This window comes from Paraburkholderia bannensis NBRC 103871, from assembly GCF_000685015.1.
GTDB classification, from domain to species: Bacteria; Pseudomonadota; Gammaproteobacteria; order Burkholderiales; family Burkholderiaceae; genus Paraburkholderia; species Paraburkholderia bannensis.
In genome coordinates this window covers 126,627-145,283 of sequence record NZ_BAYA01000010.1, presented here as the reverse complement: position 1 = coordinate 145,283, position 18,657 = coordinate 126,627, and the positions used below count along the sequence as shown (strand labels likewise).

The following is an 18,657-nucleotide window of genomic DNA, read 5'->3' as shown; positions in this document are numbered from 1 at the left end:
CCGGTGGGATCGGAGGGGCAGTATGGCACAGGCGTTTGCGCGGCACGCCGCGCGTCATTGCGCCTTCACCTGCACCGCCACCTCGACCTGATGCGCGCCGCCACCCAAAATCACGCCGCGCAGGAGCGACACATCGGTGTAGTCGCGGCCGATGGCGAGCGTGATATGGCCCTGGTCGGCGAGCACATCGTTGGTGGGATCGAGGTCGACCCAACCCACGTCCGGCACATACAGCGACACCCACGCATGCGACGCATCTGCGCCGATCATCGGTGCGGCGCCCGCAGGCGGATCGTTGCGCAGATAGCCGCTGACATAACGCGCCGCCAGCCCAAGCGAACGCAAGCAGCCGATCATCACCTGCGCGAAGTCCTGGCAGACGCCATGACGCAATTCGAAGGCGCGCGAAGCGGGCGTGTCAAACGCCGTCGCCGTGGGCTTGTAGTCGAAGTCCGCGTGAATCCGGTGCATCAGGTCGATTGCCCCTTCCAGCACGCTCACCTCAGGCGCGAAGCTCTCCAGCGCGTACTTGCGCAACGCAGGCAGCAGGGCGATGTTCGGCGACGCGAAACAAAATTCGGACTCCGGATAAAACGTGCCACCCGCTTCGTAACGCAGCGCGTGGGCCACGCTTTCCCACGCAGGCGCAGCGGCAACATCGAGCGTCTCGTAGCGCGGCGCGAGCAGCACCGTCGTCTCGCTCGTCATCTGCAAGTCGTCATGCGGCGCATCGAACGAGAAATACAGCACCTCGTTGCCGAACGCGTCGTGGCGGCTGGTCTGGTACGACGGCGCCGGCTCGATCTCCGAGCGATGCCCGGCCACCTGCTGCCACGGCAATTCGAGCGGCTTGATCGTCGCCAGATGCTGCGCCGTCTCGACCGGCGTGGAATAGCGGTAGGTCGTGCGGTGCGTCACCGTCAGGCGCGTGCCGCTCATGACCACACCTGCGCGGCGGGCGGCGTGGCGTGGCTGAACCAGCGCGCGCTGATTTCGTTCGAGGTCGCGGCCATGCGGGCGGCCAGGCTGTCGCACAGCGCGACGAGCGCGGGATAGCGGTCGTCGTCGCCGGGTTCGCATAGTTCTTCGAGCGTGGGCAAGGCCTCGATCGGCGCGAGCTGCGAGGCGAACGGTTCGCGGCGCGGGCCGCCCGCCGCCTGCGCGATCTCGTCGAGCCGCGTGCGCAGGCGCGCGTAGACGCCATAGAGGCCGCGCGGATTGGTCGGGTCGGTGACGATCAGGTCGAGCAAGGCGGGCACTTCAAGGCGTCCAGGATAGAGCGAGCGATAGGTGAGCGTGCTGTCGAACAGTTGCAGCATCACGTCGAAACCGGCAGGCGTGGCGAGCGTGCGCTGCTGCGCGGCGATGCGCAGCATCGTGGCCATCGCGGCCACACGCTCGATATGGCGCCCGGCGAACAGCAGGCGCCACGCTTCGTCGCGGGTCATGCGGTCGCCCTGGCAGCCGCTGATGGCGCTCAGTTGCGTCGTGAGGGTGTCGAGTGCGCGTATCAGCGCCATGCGGTCGTAGGGCGTGGGGCGGCGCAGCGGCGTGACGGCGTCGGTACGCGTGGCTGCCGACGTAGAAGCTGGCGCGGGCGCAAGCGACAACGCCTGCAACGCATCGCGAAAATCGTTGCGCGAGGCCAGCACGTTGCGCCAGTGATCGCTCGACAGGCGGCCGCGAATCTCGCCGCACGCATACGCCTGGCCCGCGAGCGTCTGGCCGATGCTGGCGCCGCCCGCGCTCTCGTGCAGGTTGGCCACCAGCAGGCGTTCGAACGCGTCGAGTCCGCGCCGCACGTCGCCGCTCGCCGACGGCACGAGGCCGCTGGCGGCCGCCAGTTCGATGAAGGTGCCGGACAGCTCGCCCGCGTCGCTGCCTTCGAGCGAACCGAGGATCAGGCGGCACAGGCGCACGCCGTTTTCGGCGCGTTCGCCGTAGCGGCCTGCCCAGAAGAGGTTTTCGGCGGAGCGGCTCGGCACGCGGCGCTGTTCGCGGCGCAGGTCTCCCGGCTGCATCGGCCTCGGCAGCATCGAAAACGCCGTGCCCGGCTGGCTCGACAGCACCCAGGTATCGACGCTGCTGCCGCCCGCCTGCATCGACACCGATTCCTGATGCTCCGCCGCCAGGCGCGTGAAGCCGCCTGGCAGCACGCGCCAGCCGCATTCCGGGTCGGCGATCGCGTAGACGCGCAGCACGGCGGGGCGCGCGCCCAGCATGCCCGCGCCGCTCTCGTAGCGCGGCGTGTAGCTGTAGCGCAGCGGCTGCTGGATCGTGAAGGCGTCGGGCAAGCGTTCGATGCGCTCGCGCCAGCCGGCCAGCGATTGCGGCCCTGCCGCGAGTCCCGGCGGCGTGCTGGCGGCGCCCTGCGGGCCGCGCGGCCAGGTGGGCAGCAGCAGGGCCTCGCCCAGTTGCGCCTGCGCGTCGCGCCAGGCGGCGTCCTCGCCGCACCACCAGGTCGACACGCCCGGCAGCGCCAGCGGCTCGCCCAGCAGCGCCTGCGCCATCGCCGGCATGAAACCGTGCAGGGCGGGCGATTCGGCGAACCCCGCGCCTGGCACGTTCGACACCATCACGTTGCCTGCGCGCATCACCTGCAGCAGGCCGGGGACGCCGATGGTCGAATCGGCGCGCAGCTCGACCGGGTCGCAGAAGGTGTCGTCCAGGCGCCGCAGCACCGCATGCACGCGCTCCAGGCCGCCGAGCGTCTTGAGGTACAGCATGTCGTTGCGCACGGTCAGATCCTTGCCCTCGACCAGCGTGAGGCCCAGGTAGCGCGCGAGGAACACGTGCTCGAAATAGGTCTCGCTGAAGGGGCCAGGCGTGAGCAGCACGATGTGCGGCGAGGCGTTGGGCCCGCGCCCGTCGTCAGGCCCGTTGCGCATCAGCGTGCGCGCGGCCGCCGCGAGCGTGGCGACCAGTTGCGAGTAGGTGGGCGCGAGCCGGTGCACGCGCATCGCGCGAAACGGCTCGGCGAACAGGCTCGACACGATCAGCCGGTTTTCCAGCAGATAGCCGAGGCCCGATGGCGCTTCGGTGCGGTGCGACACCACCGTCCACTGGCCCTCAGGCGAGCGCGCGAGATCCAGCGCGACGATCTGCAGGTACTGCCGGTCGGGCGGCACGAAGCCCTTCACGGCGCGCAAATAGCCCGGATGACCGAACACCAGCGCGGGTGGCAGCAGGCCGCGCGCGAGCAGCGTTTGCGGCCCGTAGACATCGGCGACGATCTCGTTGAGCAGGCGCGCGCGCTGCGCCACGCCGCGCTCGATCAGCGCCCATTCGTCCTCGCCGATCAGGAGCGGCAGCACGTCGAGCGCCCACGGGCGCGGGCCGCCGCGATCGGCGTAGACGTTGTAGGTGATGTCGTTTTCGCGCACCTGGCGCGCCACCGACGCCGCCGCGCTGTCCAGCCCCTCCACGCCATCCTTGTCGAGCAGGCCGAAGAACTGCTGCCACGGCTCGCGCAGGTTGCCGTCCGGCGCGCTCAGCTCGTCCCAGTGCCCGCTGCGCACGGGCAAGGTGCGCAGCGGCGCGCGCGCCTCGTCTTCGTGGGCGGCGGCATCGAACGGCAGGGTGGTCTGGGTCGGCAAGATGATCGGGAAGTTAAGCGGCAGGTTAAGCGGCAAGATCGGGTGGCGCGCCCGTCTTCCGGGCGCGCTCGCAGTGGGGCGTGGTGATTAAAACAACTTCGTAAAACAACCGCGGCGGCTTTACGGCTGCCGCAGATCCAGCGTGAACGGAAATTCCAGGCTGCGCGTGGGCGGCGCGACATCGACCGCGCCCGGCGTATGCCCGCTCGTGAAGAAGCGCGCGCGGCGCCGGCTTTCCGCCTCGTAGGCGTTGACCGGGAACGTCTGATAATTGCGACCGCCCGGATGCGCAACATGATACTGGCATCCGGCGATCGCGCGGCCACTCCAGCCATCGACGATATCGATGGTGAGCGGCGCATGCACGCCGATGGTCGGGTGCAGCGACGACGCATGTTGCCACGCGCGATAGCGCACGCCCGCCACGCTTTCGCCCGCGCGGCCGGTCGGTTGCAGCGGCAGCCCATGCCCGTTGACGGTCACCAGATGGCGGCTTTCGTTGATGCCCAGCACGCTCACTTCCAGCCGCTCGACCGACGAATCGACATAACGCACCGTCGTACCCGCCGAGCCTTCCTCGCCCATCACGTGCCACGGTTCGAGCGCATGGCGCAGCGTGAGCGCCATGCCGCTCACGTTGAGCTCGCCGACCAGCGGGAAGCGGAACTCGAAATGCGGCGCGAACCACGCGGGGTCGAGCGCAAAGCCCGCCGCGGTGGTCTGCGCGAGCACATCGTCGAAATCCATCTTCACGAACGTCGACAGCATGAAGCGGTCGTGCAGCGCCGTGCCCCAGCGCGTGAGGCGCTGGGTGTAAGGCTTGGCCCAGAAGCGCGCGACCAGCGCACGCAGCAGCAGTTGCTGCGCGAGGCTCATGCGCGCGTGCGGCGGCATTTCGAAGCCGCGCAGCTCCAGCAGGCCGAGGCGGCCCGTGGGGCCGTCGGGCGAATAGAGCTTGTCGATGCAGAACTCGGCGCGATGCGTGTTGCCGGTCACGTCGATGAGGATGTTGCGCAGCGCGCGGTCGATCAGCCAGGGCGGCACGCGTGCGCCGTTGTCGGTGTCGCCGCTCGCGCCGTAGCCGCGCAGCAGGTCGACCTGGCGCTGGATCTCGGCGAAGGCGATGTCGAGTTCGTAGACCTGGTCATTGCGCGCCTCGTCCACGCGCGGCGCCTGGCTGGTCGGGCCGATGAAGAGCCCCGAGAACAGGTAGGACAGCGACGGATGGTTGTTCCAGTAGGCCACGAGGCTCGCGAGCAGGTCGGGGCGGCGCAGGAACGGGCTGTCGGCGGGTGTGGCGCCGCCCAGCACGAGGTGGTTGCCGCCGCCCGTGCCGGTGTGGCGGCCGTCGAGCATGAACTTTTCGGTGGAGAGCGCCGTTTCGTGCGCGGCCTGGTAGAGGAATTCGGTGCGCTCGACCAGTTCGTCCCAGTTCGCCGAAGGGTGGATGTTCACCTCGATCACGCCGGGGTCGGGCGTGACCTGGAGCATCTTCAGGCGCGGGTCGCGCGGCGGCGGGTAGCCTTCGATCACGACGGGCAGCGCGAGATCGGCGGCCGTGGCTTCGACGGCGGCGAGCAGGTCGAGGTAGTCGTCGAGCGCGGCGAGCGGCGGCATGAAGACGTGGAGCTGGCCTTGCCCGCTGCCGATGGAGCGGGCTTCCACCTGCGGGCCGGCTGCGCGCGCGGGGTTGCGCACTTCGACGCACAGCGCCGTGCGGTGAACCCACGACGCCGATTCGCCGCGTGCGGGCAGGCGGGAGGAATCGGTGTTCGCTGCATTCGCCGCATTCGCTGCGTGCGAGGCCGACGATCCAGGCGATCCAGGCGATCCAGCCGCGTGCGCCGCTTCGCCCGCTGCTGTGCCTTCGCCCCGGTACTGCATGCGCAACTCGGCGGCGCTGCGCAGCGGCGTGGGCGCGCCGAACGGGTCGTGGGTGTGCTGCCACGGATAGTCGCCCGCCGACACCCACGGCAGCGAGTCGAGCGGCAGCCGGTAGCCCATCGGCGAATCGCCGGGGATCAGGTACATGCGCTCGTCGCGGAAGAACCACGGGCCGCTGACCCAGCGCGGCCCCTGCAGCGCGGGCTGGCCCTGCTCGCGCGCGAGCGGCAGCACGTAGCCGGTGACCGTGTCGAGACCCGCATCGAAGACGCGGCGCAGGCGCACGCGCTCCATTTCGTCGTCCAGGCGCGAATCGAACGGGTCGACGTTCACCGGCAGGCGGCGCTCGCGCCACAGGTAATACCAGGTGTCCTCGTAGCCGGGCTGCACGTGCTTCGGCTCGACCGCGAGCTTCGCGGCCAGGTGGGTCAGGAAGCGCTGTGCGTCGGCGGCGGTGTGATGGGTGCTCGTGCGCTCGTCGGCGAACAGCGACGGATCGTGCCAGCACGCCTGGCCGTCGGCGCGCCAGTAGAGCGAGAGCGCCCAGCGCGGCAGTTGCTCGCCCGGATACCACTTGCCCTGGCCGATATGCAGGAAGCCGCGCGCGCCGTATTGCTGGCGCAGCTTGTCCATCAGCGCGATGGCGTAGCGGCGCTTGGTCGGGCCGAGCGCGTCGGTGTTCCACTCGGGCGCGTCGCGGTCGTTCGCGGCCACGAAGGTCGGCTCGCCGCCCATCGTCAGGCGCACGTCGGCCTGCTCCAGCGCCGCGTCCACCTGCACGCCCATCGCCTGCATCTGCGCCCATTGTTCGTCGGTATAGGGCAGGGTCACGCGCGGCGTCTCCTGCACGCGCGAAATCGTCATCGAGTGCGAGAACTCGACTTCGCAGTCGTCCAGCGAGCCCGAAATCGGTGCGGCGCTGCCCGGCTCCGGCGTGCAGGCGACGGGGATATGCCCTTCGCCCGCAAGCAGCCCCGAAGTCGGATCGAGGCCGATCCAGCCTGCGCCCGGCAGATAGACTTCGCACCAGGCGTGCAGGTCGGTGAAATCGGCTTCGGCGCCTTGCGGGCCGTCGATGGCCTTGACGTCGGGCGTCAGCTGAAGCAGGTAGCCGGAGACAAAGCGCGCCGCCAGTCCCAGTTGCCGCAGCGTCTGCACGAGCAGCCAGCCGGAGTCGCGGCACGAGCCCGAGCCTTTTTCCAGCGTTTCCTCGGGCGTCTGCACGCCCGGCTCCATCCGGATCAGGTAGCCGATATCGTGTTGCAGGCGCTGGTTCAGCTCGACGAGAAAGTCCACCGTCGCGCGCGGGGCGCGGTCGATGCTCTCGACGAAGGCGGCGAAGCGCGGCGTCGGCTCGCTGCGCACGAGATAGGGCGCGAGTTCGGTGGCCAGCTCCGGCGCGTAGGCGAACGGGAACTGCTCGGCGCTTGGTTCGAGAAAGAAGTCGAACGGATTGTAGACGGCCATTTCCGCGACCAGGTCGACCGTGACGCGGAATTCGCGGGTCGGCTCCGGAAAGGCCAGGCGCGCCTGATAGTTGGCGAACGGATCCTGCTGCCAGTTCACGAAATGATCGGCGGGCTCCACGCGCATCGAATACGACAGGATGGGCGTGCGGCAGTGCGGCGCCGGGCGCAGGCGCACCACGTGGGGCGCGAGATGCACGAGCCGGTCATAGCGATACTGCGTGACATGGTTTAACGCGACACGGATGGACACACCCGACTCCTCGTTCGACAGGGATGGAATGGAAGACTGGACACGCGCCCATGATGCGCACGGCGCGAGTGGTGGTGATGACAATGATGGCGACGGCGTGGCACGCGGCGTGCTGTGCCTGACGCGCCGGGCACGGCATTCACGCCATCAACGCTACGCACAGGAAAGCGGCCATGAAGACGTTTCACTGCGACCACTGCAATCAACTGGTGTTCTTCGAAAACGAACGCTGCGAGCGTTGCGATTCGCGGCTGGGCTACGTGCCCCAAAGCGGCGAGATGCACGCTTTCGAGGACGCGGGCGACGCTCGCTGGCGCAGCCTGCACGCGGGCTCGAACGGCGCGCTGTTTCGCCAGTGCCACAACTACGCGGTGGAGAACGTCTGCAACGGCATGATCCCCGACGACGAAGCGCACGCCGCCGATACGCTGTGCCGCGCCTGCCAGTTCACGCGCACGATCCCCAATCTCACGCGGCCCGAGAACCGGCTTTACTGGTACCGGCTGGAAGTGGCCAAGCGCCGCCTGCTTTACACGCTGGGCGCGCTGGGCCTGCCGCTCGCGACGCGCGCGGAAGATCCCGAACACGGCCTGCAATTCGAGTTTCTCGAAGAACTGGGCGACGGTCAGCACGTGCTGACCGGGCACGATCACGGCCTCATCACCATGAACATCGCCGAAGCCGACGATGCGCATCGCGAGAGCACACGGGTCTCGCTGCACGAGCCGTATCGCACCTTGCTCGGGCATTTTCGCCACGAGGTCGGCCACTATTATTTCGATCGGCTCGTGGCCGGTACGCGCTGGATCGAGCCGTTCCGCGCCTGTTTTGGCGACGAGCGCGCCGACTATGCCGCGGCGCTGGCCGCTCATTACGCCGACGGCCCCGCGCCCGATTGGGCCGAGCGCCACGTGAGCGCGTATGCGTCGGTGCATCCGTGGGAGGACTGGGCGGAGACCTGGGCGCACTATCTGCATCTCGTCGATACGCTCGATACGGCGGCGGCCTGCGGCCTGGCGCTCCTGCCCGACAGCCCGGACGAGCCGGTGCTGCTCGACCAGACGCCCGTCGACGAAGCGAGCTTCGACAACCTGATGGCGCGCTGGTTTGCGCTGACCTATGCGCTCAACAGCCTGAACCGCAGCCTGGGCATGCCGGACGGGTATCCGTTCACGCTGGCGCCGCCCGTCATCGACAAGTTGCGTTTTGTTCATCGCGTGATCTCGGCGGCGGCGCGGCCCTGATGTGCGGTTCCATGGCGTCGCGGGTCAGGCGGCGGCCGCGACGGGCTCGGGAATCGCGGGGCGCACGAGGTCGCGGCCCACGCGGCGGGCGAGTTCGTTGACACGGCCGATCATGGCGACGAGCCACGCTTGCAGCGCGACGCTATCGAGCGGCGCCTGGCGCACTTCTTCGCAGAGTTGCAGCGCGAGCCGCTCCGTTTGCGCCGATTGCCCGTTGCGCAGCCGCACGGCGAGGCGGCGGATCTCCTCCAGGCTCGCAGCAAGCGACCCCGGCCATTCCGCACACTGAACGAGCAGCGCGGCGATGCGCGCGGGGGCGATGGCGTCGCGATACACCTCGCGATAAGCGTCATGCGCCGATACGGCGTGCAGCAGCGCATTCGCGCCGTGAAAATCGAAGCTGCGCCGCGCGCCTTGCGCTGGTTGCAGGAGTTCGCAATGCGCTTCGAGCATGCGCGCCATATGATCCGCTCGCTCCACGCACACGCCCAGGTGCAGGAAGCCGGCGGTCTCATTCTGGACAGGCGCGGCGAGCTGCACGCCGCGCGCAAGATGCAGGCGCTGCTTGATCCACTCGAAGAACGCGTAAGGATCGCTTTCGTGCAGACCGTCCGCGACATGGCGCTGCAAATCGAGCCATGTGGCGTTGAGCGACTCCCACAGTTCCGCGCTCAGGCAGCTGCGCACCGCGCGCGCGTTTTCCCGCGCAAAACGCAGGCTGCTGAGGATCGACGAAGGATTCGCCGCATCGGTGGCGAGAAAGGCGATGACTTCGTGCGGCTCGATGCCATGATGCGAAAGCCGGTACTGATCGGCAACGCCGACGGTCGCGAGCGCCGTGAGCCAGCCGCTCGCGCCGTGCTGCGCGACATCGTCGGAATCGGGCAGCAGCGAGCGCTGGTAGCAGGCGTCCAGCAGGCGCGCGAGATGGTCGGCACGCGCGGTATGACGGGTCATCCAGAACAGATGTTCGGCAGTGCGGCTCAGCATGGGGCCTCCGGTGTGGCGCGTGCGTGCGGATTCAGATGTTTTGGATCGCTAATCGTTATGGCGTGGCGCGCTAACGTTCCAGCACCCAGGTATCTTTCGTGCCGCCGCCCTGCGAGGAATTGACGACGAGCGAACCCTCGCGCAGCGCGACGCGCGTGAGGCCGCCCGGCACCATGCGCACCTCCTGGCCCGACAGCACGAACGGGCGCAGGTCGATATGGCGCGGTGCAATGCCGCTCTCGACCCAGGTCGGGCAGGTGGACAGCGACAGCGTGGGCTGGGCGATGTATTTGTCCGGGTTCGCGACCAGCGCCGCGCGAAAGTCCTCGATCTCCGCGCGCGTCGCGGCCGGGCCGATCAGCATGCCGTAACCGCCCGCGCCGTGCGTTTCCTTGACGACGAGTTCGTGCAGGTTGTCGAGCACGTATTTCAGGTCGTCGGGCTTGCGGCACATCCACGTGGGCACGTTGTTGAGCAACGGTTCTTCGCCCAGATAGAAACGCACCATGTCCGGCACGTAGGGGTAGATCGACTTGTCGTCGGCGACGCCGGTGCCGACCGCGTTGCAGAGCGTGACGTTGCCTTTGCGATAGACATTCATGAGGCCCGCCGCGCCCAGCGTCGAATCGGCGCGGAACGAGAGCGGATCGAGAAAGTCGTCGTCCACGCGCCGGTAGATCACGTCCACGCGCTGCGGCCCCTGCGTCGTGCGCATGTAAAGGTGGTCGTTCTCGACGAACAGATCCTGGCCTTCGACCAGTTCGATGCCCATTTGCTGCGCGAGAAACGCGTGCTCGAAATACGCCGAGTTATACATGCCCGGCGTGAGCAGCACGACCGTGGGATTGTCGGTGCCCGCAGGCGCGGCGGCGCGCAGCGTGTCGAGCAGCAGGTCGGGATAGTGCGCGACGGGGGCGATGCGGTTGCGCACGAACAGATCCGGAAAAAGCCGCATCATCATCTTGCGGTTCTCCAGCATGTACGACACGCCGGAGGGCACGCGCAGGTTGTCTTCGAGCACGTAAAACTCGCCCTCGCCAGCGCGCACGATATCGATGCCGGCGATATGCGCGTAGATATCGCGCGCGACGTTGACACCCTGCATTTCAGGGCGATATTGCGCGTTGCGCAGGATCTGGTCGGCCGGGACGATGCCCGCGCGCACGATATCCTGATCGTGATAGATGTCGTGGATGAAGCGGTTGAGCGCGTTCACGCGCTGGCGCAGGCCGCGTTCGAGCTTGCTCCATTCGTCGCGCTGGAAAATGCGCGGGATCACGTCGAAGGGAATCGTGCGTTCGGTGCCCGCGCCAGTGACATCCTTCTCGCCATAGACGGCGAAGGTGATGCCCACGCGGCGGAAGATCGTGTCGGCTTCCGCGCGCTTCTTGTGCATCTGCTGCTCGCTCTGCGCGCGCATCCACGCGAGGAATTCGCGGTAGTGCGCGCGCGGCTCGCCGGTCTCGGCGAAGGCCGTGGCGGCCACGCCCCGCACATCGAATTCCCCGTACTCGAACATCTCGTTGAAGAATGTTTGCGTCATATCCGTTCTTCCGTTCGCGGCTTTCGTTCGCCATGCCGGGCAGGTCGATCCTGCCTGGCGCGGCTTGTTGTGCGCAAGGACGCTGCTCTCGATCGGTGACGCCTGAATTCCGTCGGCACACGATATACGCTGCGCCGGCGGATTCGCCTGATCGAAACTTCGGTGCGCGACCTGACGACTGGCAGGCCATGCACGTTGCAGCTAATCGCTACGCTGGGTGATCGGGCACGAAGGGCAATGCAACTTCCATGCCGATGCGTCACGCATTCGGGGCGCGCACGCCCGCAGGCGCCTGGCGCTCGCGAAGCACTAAATCGATGCGTGAACCGGGGACAGGGAGAAGGGGGCACGGGCCGTCATGCGCGAAAATGGTGCGCGCGGCGCGGACGATGCGGGGTGAGGCAGGGCGGTTCGAAATCGCGAAGTCAGTCATGGGGCGACGAATATTCGAAGAAACGGCGCATTGGCTGGCGCCGGGTGCGCGCGGTCGTTGGCCTCGACGCGCGTTGAGTGTTTGACCTGAATAAAACGCGCCGGACATTTCAGCATGATGACAAGACCGTTTCCGCGATGTTATAAAGCCGTGTCGGAAAAGGCAGACTTGGTCTGGTAAGCCCAAGTCCTTTCGGTAACGAAAGCTCTGGTCTTTGGCCTCGCGCAGGAGATCCCCACGACGAACAGCGGACGCATCGATGCGTCCCTTCGTTCGTCCGTGCGGGTTCCAGGTGGGGAACGCTCCGGTCGAACATCGACAACCAGGAGCCGTTCATGCCCCAATCCCTTTCTAATTCTTCCTCTATTTTTGACGTCGTCATTGCCGGCGCTGGCCCCGTTGGCTTGTTTCTAGCCTGCGAATTGCGGCTCTTTGGCCTTTCGGTGCTCGTGCTGGAACAGGATGGCGATCCGCGCTCGGCGTTCAAGCGGTTGCCATTTGGCATGCGTGGTTTGTCGGCGCCGACGCTCGAAGCGCTGGATCGGCGCGATATGCTCGACGAATTAGTCGACGAATTGGCCGCGACGCAAGGCGACCCGACGCGTCCCGCGCCAGGCGCGCACTGGATGCAGCAGGCGCGACGGCCCGCAGGTCACTTCGCGGGCATGGCGTTCCATCACGACGATATCGACGCTACGCAATGGCCCTATCGGCTGCCGGGGCCTGCGGGAACCAGCATGCCGGTGACGCTGGAGACGCTCGAAACCGTGCTCGCGCGGCGGGCAAGCGCGATGGGCGTGCAGGTGCGGCGCGGCATCCGTGTCGAAACCTTTGCCGCCTCCGACGATGAGGTGACGGTGCATGCGGGAGACCAGGCGTTTCGCGGGCGCTGGCTCGTCGGTTGCGATGGCGGGCGCAGCGCGGTGCGCAAGGCGGCTGGCTTCGACTTCACCGGCACCGATCCGGAGTTCACCGGCTATAGCGTCGAGGTCGAACTGGTCGACCCCCAGGCGCTGCTGCCGGGACGTCACTACACGGCGATGGGGATGTACACGTATGCACGTCCCGGCACGATCGCGATGGTCGATTTCGACGGCGGCGCGTTTCATCGCCGTGCGCCGGTGACGCTTGCGCACGTGCAGGCGGTCTTGCGCCGCGTTTGCGGGATCGATGTCGCCGTGACGCGCCTTTTGCTCGCGACGACATGGACGGATCGCGCCTTTCAGGCGTCGACGTATCGCCAGGGGCGCGTGCTGCTGGCGGGCGACGCCGCGCATATTCATTCGCCGCTGGGCGGCCAGGGGCTCAACCTGGGCGTCGCCGATGCGCTCAACCTCGGCTGGAAGCTGGCGGCCACGATTCGCGGCGACGCGCCGCAAGGCTTGCTCGACAGCTATCAGCGCGAGCGGCACCCGGCAGGCGCGCGTGTACTCGACTGGTCGCGTGCACAAGTCGCGCTCATGCGGCCCACGCCTGCAACGCGTGCGCTCGCGGATATCGTCGGCGACCTGATGCAGACGCGAGACGGCGCGACCTACTTTGCGGGGCGCGTATGGGGCGTCGAGCTAGCTTACGACGACGGCGAGCCGGGGCATGCACTTGTGGGCCGTAGCGCGCCGGATTTTGTGTTCGCCGATGGACGGCGCGTGGGTGCCTTGCTGCGCGAAGGGCGCGCGTTGCTGCTGGATTTCGGACGTTGCGCTTCGCTTGCGGCCATCGCGAGCCATTGGCGCGAACGCGTCGCTTACGTGTCGGGCGACGTCAAGGCGGGACTGGGGTTGAGCGCGTTGCTGGTGCGTCCGGACGGCATCGTCGCGTGGGCCAGTGAGGCCGTAAATGACTTCGCAGGCGCAGAGCAGGCTCTGGTGAGATGGTTTGGGATGCCAGGGAATCTGTCTAGTCGACGATAAAGAGCGTCGCACCTTGCGGCGAGGACGAGCGGTGCGCTTCGGCGTCATCGCCGACCTGGTAGCTCATGCCTGGCGTGAGCGTAAAGCGACGTCCATCAGCGAGTTCCGTGATCAGTGCGCCGGACAGGCACATCAACGCATGCCCTTTCGAGCACCAATGATCGGCGACATAGCCCGCGCTGTATTCCACGAAGCGCACGCGAATCTCGCCGAATCGTTGCGTGTGCCACGAGGCCGTGCCGGTCGCACCCGCGTGCGTCGTGCGCTCCACAGCGTCCCACTGCGTAGTTTCGAAAGGTAAGGCGGCGATGTGCATGTTCTGTTCCCTGCGTTGTCGGTCTCTCGTTGCAGGGAGCGTAACGACTCGAAACGTTCGACGACAGAGGCAGCCGCCACCTGGTTCGACCGATACAGCCGCCTTCGCTCACACTTCGCCCAGCGTGACCGTGAGCGTGCCGGACTCTCCCTGCACGCCCGCGTAAAGATCGACCTCATGCGCCAGTTGCGACTGGATCGCGTGTCGCAAACGCGAAACCAGGGTCTTGCCGAAATGCGCGATCGCCGTCGCGCGTGACGAGTCTTCCAGCGTCGTTAATTCGCGCAATTCGTCGGCGGGAAGCGCGACGTAGAGGTTGAGCGGGAAGGGCGGCTCAGCGGGAGCGTCGCCTTGCGACGGTGCATGCGGCGCACGAATGCGCAGCCCCGGTTCGAGATCCGTCGCCAGTTCGAGCGACAGGTCGTAGCGCGGCGCATTGTGCAGCGCCGCGCGCGCCTCGTTCAGCAGGAACGGCTCGAACGCCCGGATGTGAGCGATTTCGTCATCGGTCAGCAACATCGCCGTCCTCCTGCTCGTGCCGTTGGCTTATCTTCGCGACAGCAAGCATCACACCGCGATGTCCTTCAGGATCTCGCGTGCGGCGCGTACGACCGCATCCGTCGTGATGCCGAACTTGTCGTAGACGTCCTGGATCTTCCCGGACTCGCCGAAGCTGTGCATGCCGATGAACTTGCCTTCCGGGCCGATATAGCGATCCCAGCCGAGTTCGACCGCGGCTTCCACGGCCACCCGCACGGGCGACTCGCCCAGCACCGCGCGCTTGTAAGCCTTGTCCTGCTCTTCGAACAACAGGCGGCAGGGCATGGAAACGACCGCGGTGGGCACGCTTTCGCTTTGCAGGATCGCGCGTGCCTCGACAGCCAGTTGCAGCTCCGATCCCGTTGCCAGCAACGTCACCTGGCGCGGGCCGCCTTCGGCATCGTGCAGGATGTACGCGCCGCGCGCGCTGCGGTTCTCGCCCTCGGCTTCGTTGCGCAGCAGCGGCAAGGGCTGGCGCGAAAGCGCCAGCAATGCAGCGCGGTGCGGCGCGTCCAGCACCAACTCCCAGCATTCGGCCGTTTCGATGGCATCGCCGGGCCGGAAGACCGCTAGCTGCGGGATGGCGCGTAACGCCGCCAGTTGCTCGACGGGCTGGTGCGTCGGCCCGTCTTCGCCAAGGCCGATCGAATCGTGCGTCATCACGTAGATCGTGCGCACCCGCATCAGCGCGCTCAGGCGGATCGCGGGGCGGCAATAGTCCGAAAAACACAGGAAAGTGCCGCCGTAGGGAACCAGGCCGCCGTGCAACGCGATGCCGTTCATCGCGGCCGCCATGCCGTGTTCGCGCACGCCGTAGTGAACGTAGGAGCCGTCGTATTGGCCCGGCTTGATTTCGACCTGTTGTCTGGTTTTCGTGTTGTTCGACGGCGTGAGATCGGCTGAGCCGCCCAGCAATTCCGGAATCGCGTCGAACAGGTGATTGAGCACGTCGCCGCTGGCCTTGCGCGTGGCCGTCGCCTTGCCATCGGCGACAAAGGCGCGACGTGCCGCCACGATCGCCTGTTTCCAGTTCTCCGGCAGCTTGCCCGCGGTGCGGCGCTCGAATTCGGCGCGCAAGGGCTGCGGTGCCTGCTTGACGCGATCGGCCCAGGCGAGCCGCGCATCGCGCCCGCGTGCGCCGACTTCGCGCCAGGCTTTCATCAGGTCGTCGGGAATCTCGAACGGCGGCGAAGGCCAGTCGAGGATCTGGCGCGCGCCCGCGATCTCGGCCTCGCCGGGCGCGTCGCTATGCGCTTTCTGCGTGCCCGATTTAGTCGGAAAGCCAAAGCCGATGATGGTCTTGCAGGCGATCAGCGTGGGACGGTCTTCCGTTGCGCGGGCGGTCTCGATGGCCTGGCGGATCGCATCGGTATCGTGGCCGTCGATTTCGAGCACACGCCAGCCCGAGGCATGGAAGCGTTCGATCTCGTTGTCCGATACGGCGAGACTCGTCGCGCCGTCGATGGAAATGGAGTTGTTGTCCCAGAACGCGATCAGGCGCCCGAGCTTGAGGTGGCCTGCCAGCGAAATGGCTTCCTGGCTGATGCCTTCCATCAGGCAGCCGTCGCCGAGAAAAACATAGGTATGGTGATTGACCAGGTCGTCGCCGAAATGCGCGTTCATGATGCGCTCGGCAAGCGCCATGCCGACCGAGTTGGCGATGCCTTGCCCTAGCGGCCCCGTGGTCGTTTCGATTCCTTCGGCATGCGAATATTCAGGGTGGCCGGCGGCTTTGCTGCCGACCTGCCGGAAACGCTTGATCTCGTCGAGGGTCATGTCCCGATAGCCTGTGAGGTAAAGCAGGCTGTACAGCAGCATCGATGCATGTCCGTTGGAGAGCACGAAGCGGTCGCGATCGTGCCAATGGGAATCGGACGCGTCGAACTTCATGAACTCCTTGAAGAGCACCGTCGCGACATCGGCGAGGCCCATTGGAGCGCCAGGGTGGCCGCTATTGGCTTGCTGCACCGCGTCCATCGAAAGGAAGCGGATACAGTTCGCCATGGCGCGCAGATGCGGGTCGCGGGGCGCCGGTACGGGGTGCGATGGCGAAGGGGCTTGGGTCGCTTGCTCGGTCATGGGGCTTCCTTGTTCCGTGTGGGCAGACTTGGGTGGCGCACGGGCTTGCCGTTGGACGACAACGCGTGACAGCTCGTTGAGGCGCAATCCCCATACCGTAGCGCAACGGCGAAATCAGGATCGGCCAGGTGGCTTCGGCAGCTTGCGCTAGCCGATTTCGACGCGATTTCGGCCCGAATTTTTCGCGCGATAGAGCGCGCGGTCGGCCCGCTTCATCAACGCTTCCACGTCATGTTCGCCGGCCTCGCGCGTGACCACGCCGATGCTGACCGTGAACGGAACGGGCTGGAGACGCCACGCGTGTTCGAAGTCCTGATGCTCGAAGCGCAGGCGCAACTGTTCGGCGATCCGGTGCGCCGTCGCGGCATCGGCGCCAGGCAGCGCCGCGACGAACTCCTCGCCGCCCCAGCGTGCAAAGAGACTCGGCTCGCCGGTCTGGCTCACGCCGACATTCGCGAGCACGCACAGCACTTCGTCGCCGACATGGTGCCCGTAGTTGTCGTTGATCTCCTTGAAAAAATCGATGTCGAGAATGAACACCGATAGCGCATCCTGCGTGTGCTGCACTTTGTCGACGAACGCCAGAAATTCGCGACGGTTGGGCAGGCCCGTCAACGCATCGGTGACGGCCTGCTTTTTCAGGCTGTCCATGAGTTGCGCGCGATTCGTGATATCGCGCACGACCGCCGTGAATTCGATCTGGCCGTCGACGTCGATTCTGGAAATCGCGATCTCGACCGGGATGATCGAACCGTCGCGATGCCGCCCAAACACGCTGTTGCTTTCGTCCATGCGCGGCGGGCTCATCGGGCGCAGGTCGGTGAGCGGCGAATCGGCGAACTTGCGCACGTTCTGGGAATGATGCGCGCGCACCGATTCGGGCAACAGGGTTTCGATGCGCTGGCCCAGTACCTCGGCGGCTGAATAGCCAAACAGGTTTTCCGCCGCGCGATTGAACAGCGTGATGTTGTGCGACTGATCGATGGTGACGATGGCGTCGTAGGCGGAATCGACCACTGCGCGGTAGCGCGAGGCGTTGCTGGCTTGCGTGTGCGTGCTGCTGGACGGGGCCGGGCCGATTGCGACCGTGGTAGCGAGAATGTCCAGCGGCGTCGCCGTGCCGCTGACATAGCTGACACAAGCGAGCGGGGTGAGCGCGGTGAGCGAATAGCGCCAGTTGAGGTCGCCGCTTCCATGCGCGATGCCGACGCGCTCTGCTGCGTTTGCATCGGCATCGGTGAAACATGCCTCAAGCGCCTCCTGAAAGCCCGGCCATGCGGCGGGGGGCACCAGCGTTTTGACGGGAACCGCAGGCGCGGGGGATTCGATTCGTTGTGCCTGCAACGGCTTGAAGAAGTGCCGGTTCGCAGCAGTCGCGATCCACTCGCCGTGCTCGTCGCGCCGGACGACGGCGACGCCGATTGCGCTGCTTGCCACACGTTCATGCGTTGTGAGGGGCGATTCGGCCATACGCTAACCCTACAAAAGCGTTACACGAAATTCATCAGATGTATCCGATGTTCGTGGCGCATTGTTGCACAGCCTGTTTTTCAGCACATTTTGCGCCTGCAGAGGCTGAAAGACGGGGCAAAGAATATTTGAACGCGCTGCTTGCTTTCCATTTAGATGATGACTACCATCTAATCAACGACGAACTACCGGACGCAGGCCATCATGAGGAAGTCGAAAGCCGAAACCGCCGAAACGCGCCGCCGCATCGTGGAGGTCGCGGCTGGCATGTTCCGCGCCAATGGCATACACGCGACAGGGCTGGCCGATGTCATGGCCGCCGCGGGGTTGTCGCATGGCGGTTTCTACCGCCATTTCGAATCCAAGGATCAACTGGTGGCCGAGGCGTGCGAGGCGGGCACGGCCGACATTCTCGCAGCGCTCGAAGCGGCCGCCGGTGGCTGCGCGGGGCGGGACGGATTTCGTGCGCTCGTCGAGGCCTATCTTTCCCCTGCCCATCGCGACGCACCAGGAAACGGCTGCCCGCTCGCGAGCATGGGCAGCGAACTCGCCCGCGCGGACGAAGGCACGCGCGCCGTCGCGTCGCAGAGCGCCGATGATTTGATCGCGATGCTGGCGCGGCGCCTCGCCAGTCCCTCTGATCCCGCCGAGCCTGCCGATCCGCTGAACGACGCGCAGGGTGACACAGTGCGATCGCGCGCGGTGTTCGCGTTATCGGCGATGGTCGGTGCGCTCACGCTGGCGCGCATCTCGACCGATCCGCAGACGTCCGCATCGCTGCTGGCCGACGTGCGCCAGCAACTTGCCGCTATCGAAGTTTAAAAGCAAGGCATCGAGTACCTTCGCCGTTTGTCCGCATAAGTGCATATGCACAGTAAGCGATGGCGCTTGAAATCGCCCCGCCCGAAGACCCAAACGCAGTGCCTTTGAACC

Annotated in this window: 12 protein-coding genes; 3 read left to right on the top strand and 9 right to left on the bottom strand. The window is 66.6% G+C overall.

What is annotated here, in order from left to right; translation table 11 throughout:
• Window positions 1–54 precede the first annotated feature (54 nt).
• From BBA01S_RS17755 to BBA01S_RS17745, 3 genes are all read right to left on the bottom strand, one after another.
• Window positions 55–939 carry a transglutaminase family protein gene (locus tag BBA01S_RS17755; RefSeq protein WP_027817637.1) on the bottom strand — a complete coding sequence of 295 codons (885 nt, stop codon included), beginning with the start codon at window positions 937–939 and terminating at the stop codon, window positions 55–57.
• Window positions 936–3,596, bottom strand: coding sequence for a circularly permuted type 2 ATP-grasp protein (locus BBA01S_RS17750; RefSeq protein ID WP_027817636.1), 2,661 nt, complete (start codon window positions 3,594–3,596; stop codon window positions 936–938). The genes BBA01S_RS17755 and BBA01S_RS17750 overlap by 4 nt, the downstream gene beginning before the upstream one ends.
• A 120-nt stretch (window positions 3,597–3,716) precedes the next feature.
• On the bottom strand, window positions 3,717–7,199 hold the full coding sequence (locus BBA01S_RS17745) for a transglutaminase family protein (protein WP_027817635.1): 3,483 nt from the start codon (window positions 7,197–7,199) through the stop codon (window positions 3,717–3,719).
• 173 nt (window positions 7,200–7,372) lie between these two features.
• Between BBA01S_RS17745 and BBA01S_RS17740 the strand changes: the two genes are divergently transcribed.
• On the top strand, window positions 7,373–8,443 hold the full coding sequence (locus BBA01S_RS17740; RefSeq protein WP_027817634.1) for a zinc-binding metallopeptidase family protein: 1,071 nt from the start codon (window positions 7,373–7,375) through the stop codon (window positions 8,441–8,443).
• A gap of 24 nt (window positions 8,444–8,467) precedes the next feature.
• On the opposite strand, the gene BBA01S_RS17735 is transcribed toward BBA01S_RS17740, so the two are convergent.
• Entirely contained in the window at window positions 8,468–9,433 is a 966-nt protein-coding gene (locus BBA01S_RS17735; protein ID WP_027817633.1) for an alpha-E domain-containing protein, read from the bottom strand.
• A gap of 70 nt (window positions 9,434–9,503) precedes the next feature.
• Window positions 9,504–10,976 (bottom strand): circularly permuted type 2 ATP-grasp protein, encoded by a 1,473-nt coding sequence (locus BBA01S_RS17730; protein ID WP_027817632.1) that lies wholly within the window; start codon window positions 10,974–10,976, stop codon window positions 9,504–9,506.
• A 768-nt stretch (window positions 10,977–11,744) separates the two neighbouring features.
• On the opposite strand from BBA01S_RS17730, the gene BBA01S_RS17725 reads away from it, so the two are divergent.
• Window positions 11,745–13,319, top strand: a complete 1,575-nt coding sequence (locus tag BBA01S_RS17725; protein WP_027817631.1) for an FAD-dependent monooxygenase — start codon at window positions 11,745–11,747, stop codon at window positions 13,317–13,319.
• On the opposite strand, the gene BBA01S_RS17720 is transcribed toward BBA01S_RS17725, so the two are convergent.
• The 4 genes from BBA01S_RS17720 to BBA01S_RS17705 all read right to left on the bottom strand — a co-directional run bounded on the left by BBA01S_RS17720 (window position 13,306) and on the right by BBA01S_RS17705 (window position 17,724).
• Entirely contained in the window at window positions 13,306–13,635 is a 330-nt protein-coding gene (locus BBA01S_RS17720; protein WP_027817630.1) for a DHCW motif cupin fold protein, read from the bottom strand. The two genes, BBA01S_RS17725 and BBA01S_RS17720, sit on opposite strands and share 14 nt — an antisense overlap.
• 108 nt (window positions 13,636–13,743) lie before the next feature.
• The gene (locus BBA01S_RS17715) at window positions 13,744–14,154 is read right to left on the bottom strand and encodes a hypothetical protein (protein ID WP_027817629.1); all 411 of its coding nucleotides are present in this window, start codon (window positions 14,152–14,154) and stop codon (window positions 13,744–13,746) included.
• 48 nt (window positions 14,155–14,202) lie between these two features.
• The gene (gene tkt / locus BBA01S_RS17710) at window positions 14,203–16,254 is read right to left on the bottom strand and encodes a transketolase (RefSeq protein WP_027817628.1); all 2,052 of its coding nucleotides are present in this window, start codon (window positions 16,252–16,254) and stop codon (window positions 14,203–14,205) included.
• A 147-nt stretch (window positions 16,255–16,401) separates the two neighbouring features.
• Entirely contained in the window at window positions 16,402–17,724 is a 1,323-nt protein-coding gene (locus BBA01S_RS17705; protein WP_027817627.1) for a sensor domain-containing diguanylate cyclase, read from the bottom strand.
• Between the two features lie 204 nt (window positions 17,725–17,928).
• On the opposite strand from BBA01S_RS17705, the gene BBA01S_RS17700 reads away from it, so the two are divergent.
• Window positions 17,929–18,546, top strand: coding sequence for a TetR/AcrR family transcriptional regulator (locus tag BBA01S_RS17700; protein WP_027817626.1), 618 nt, complete (start codon window positions 17,929–17,931; stop codon window positions 18,544–18,546).
• Window positions 18,547–18,657 lie beyond the last annotated feature (111 nt).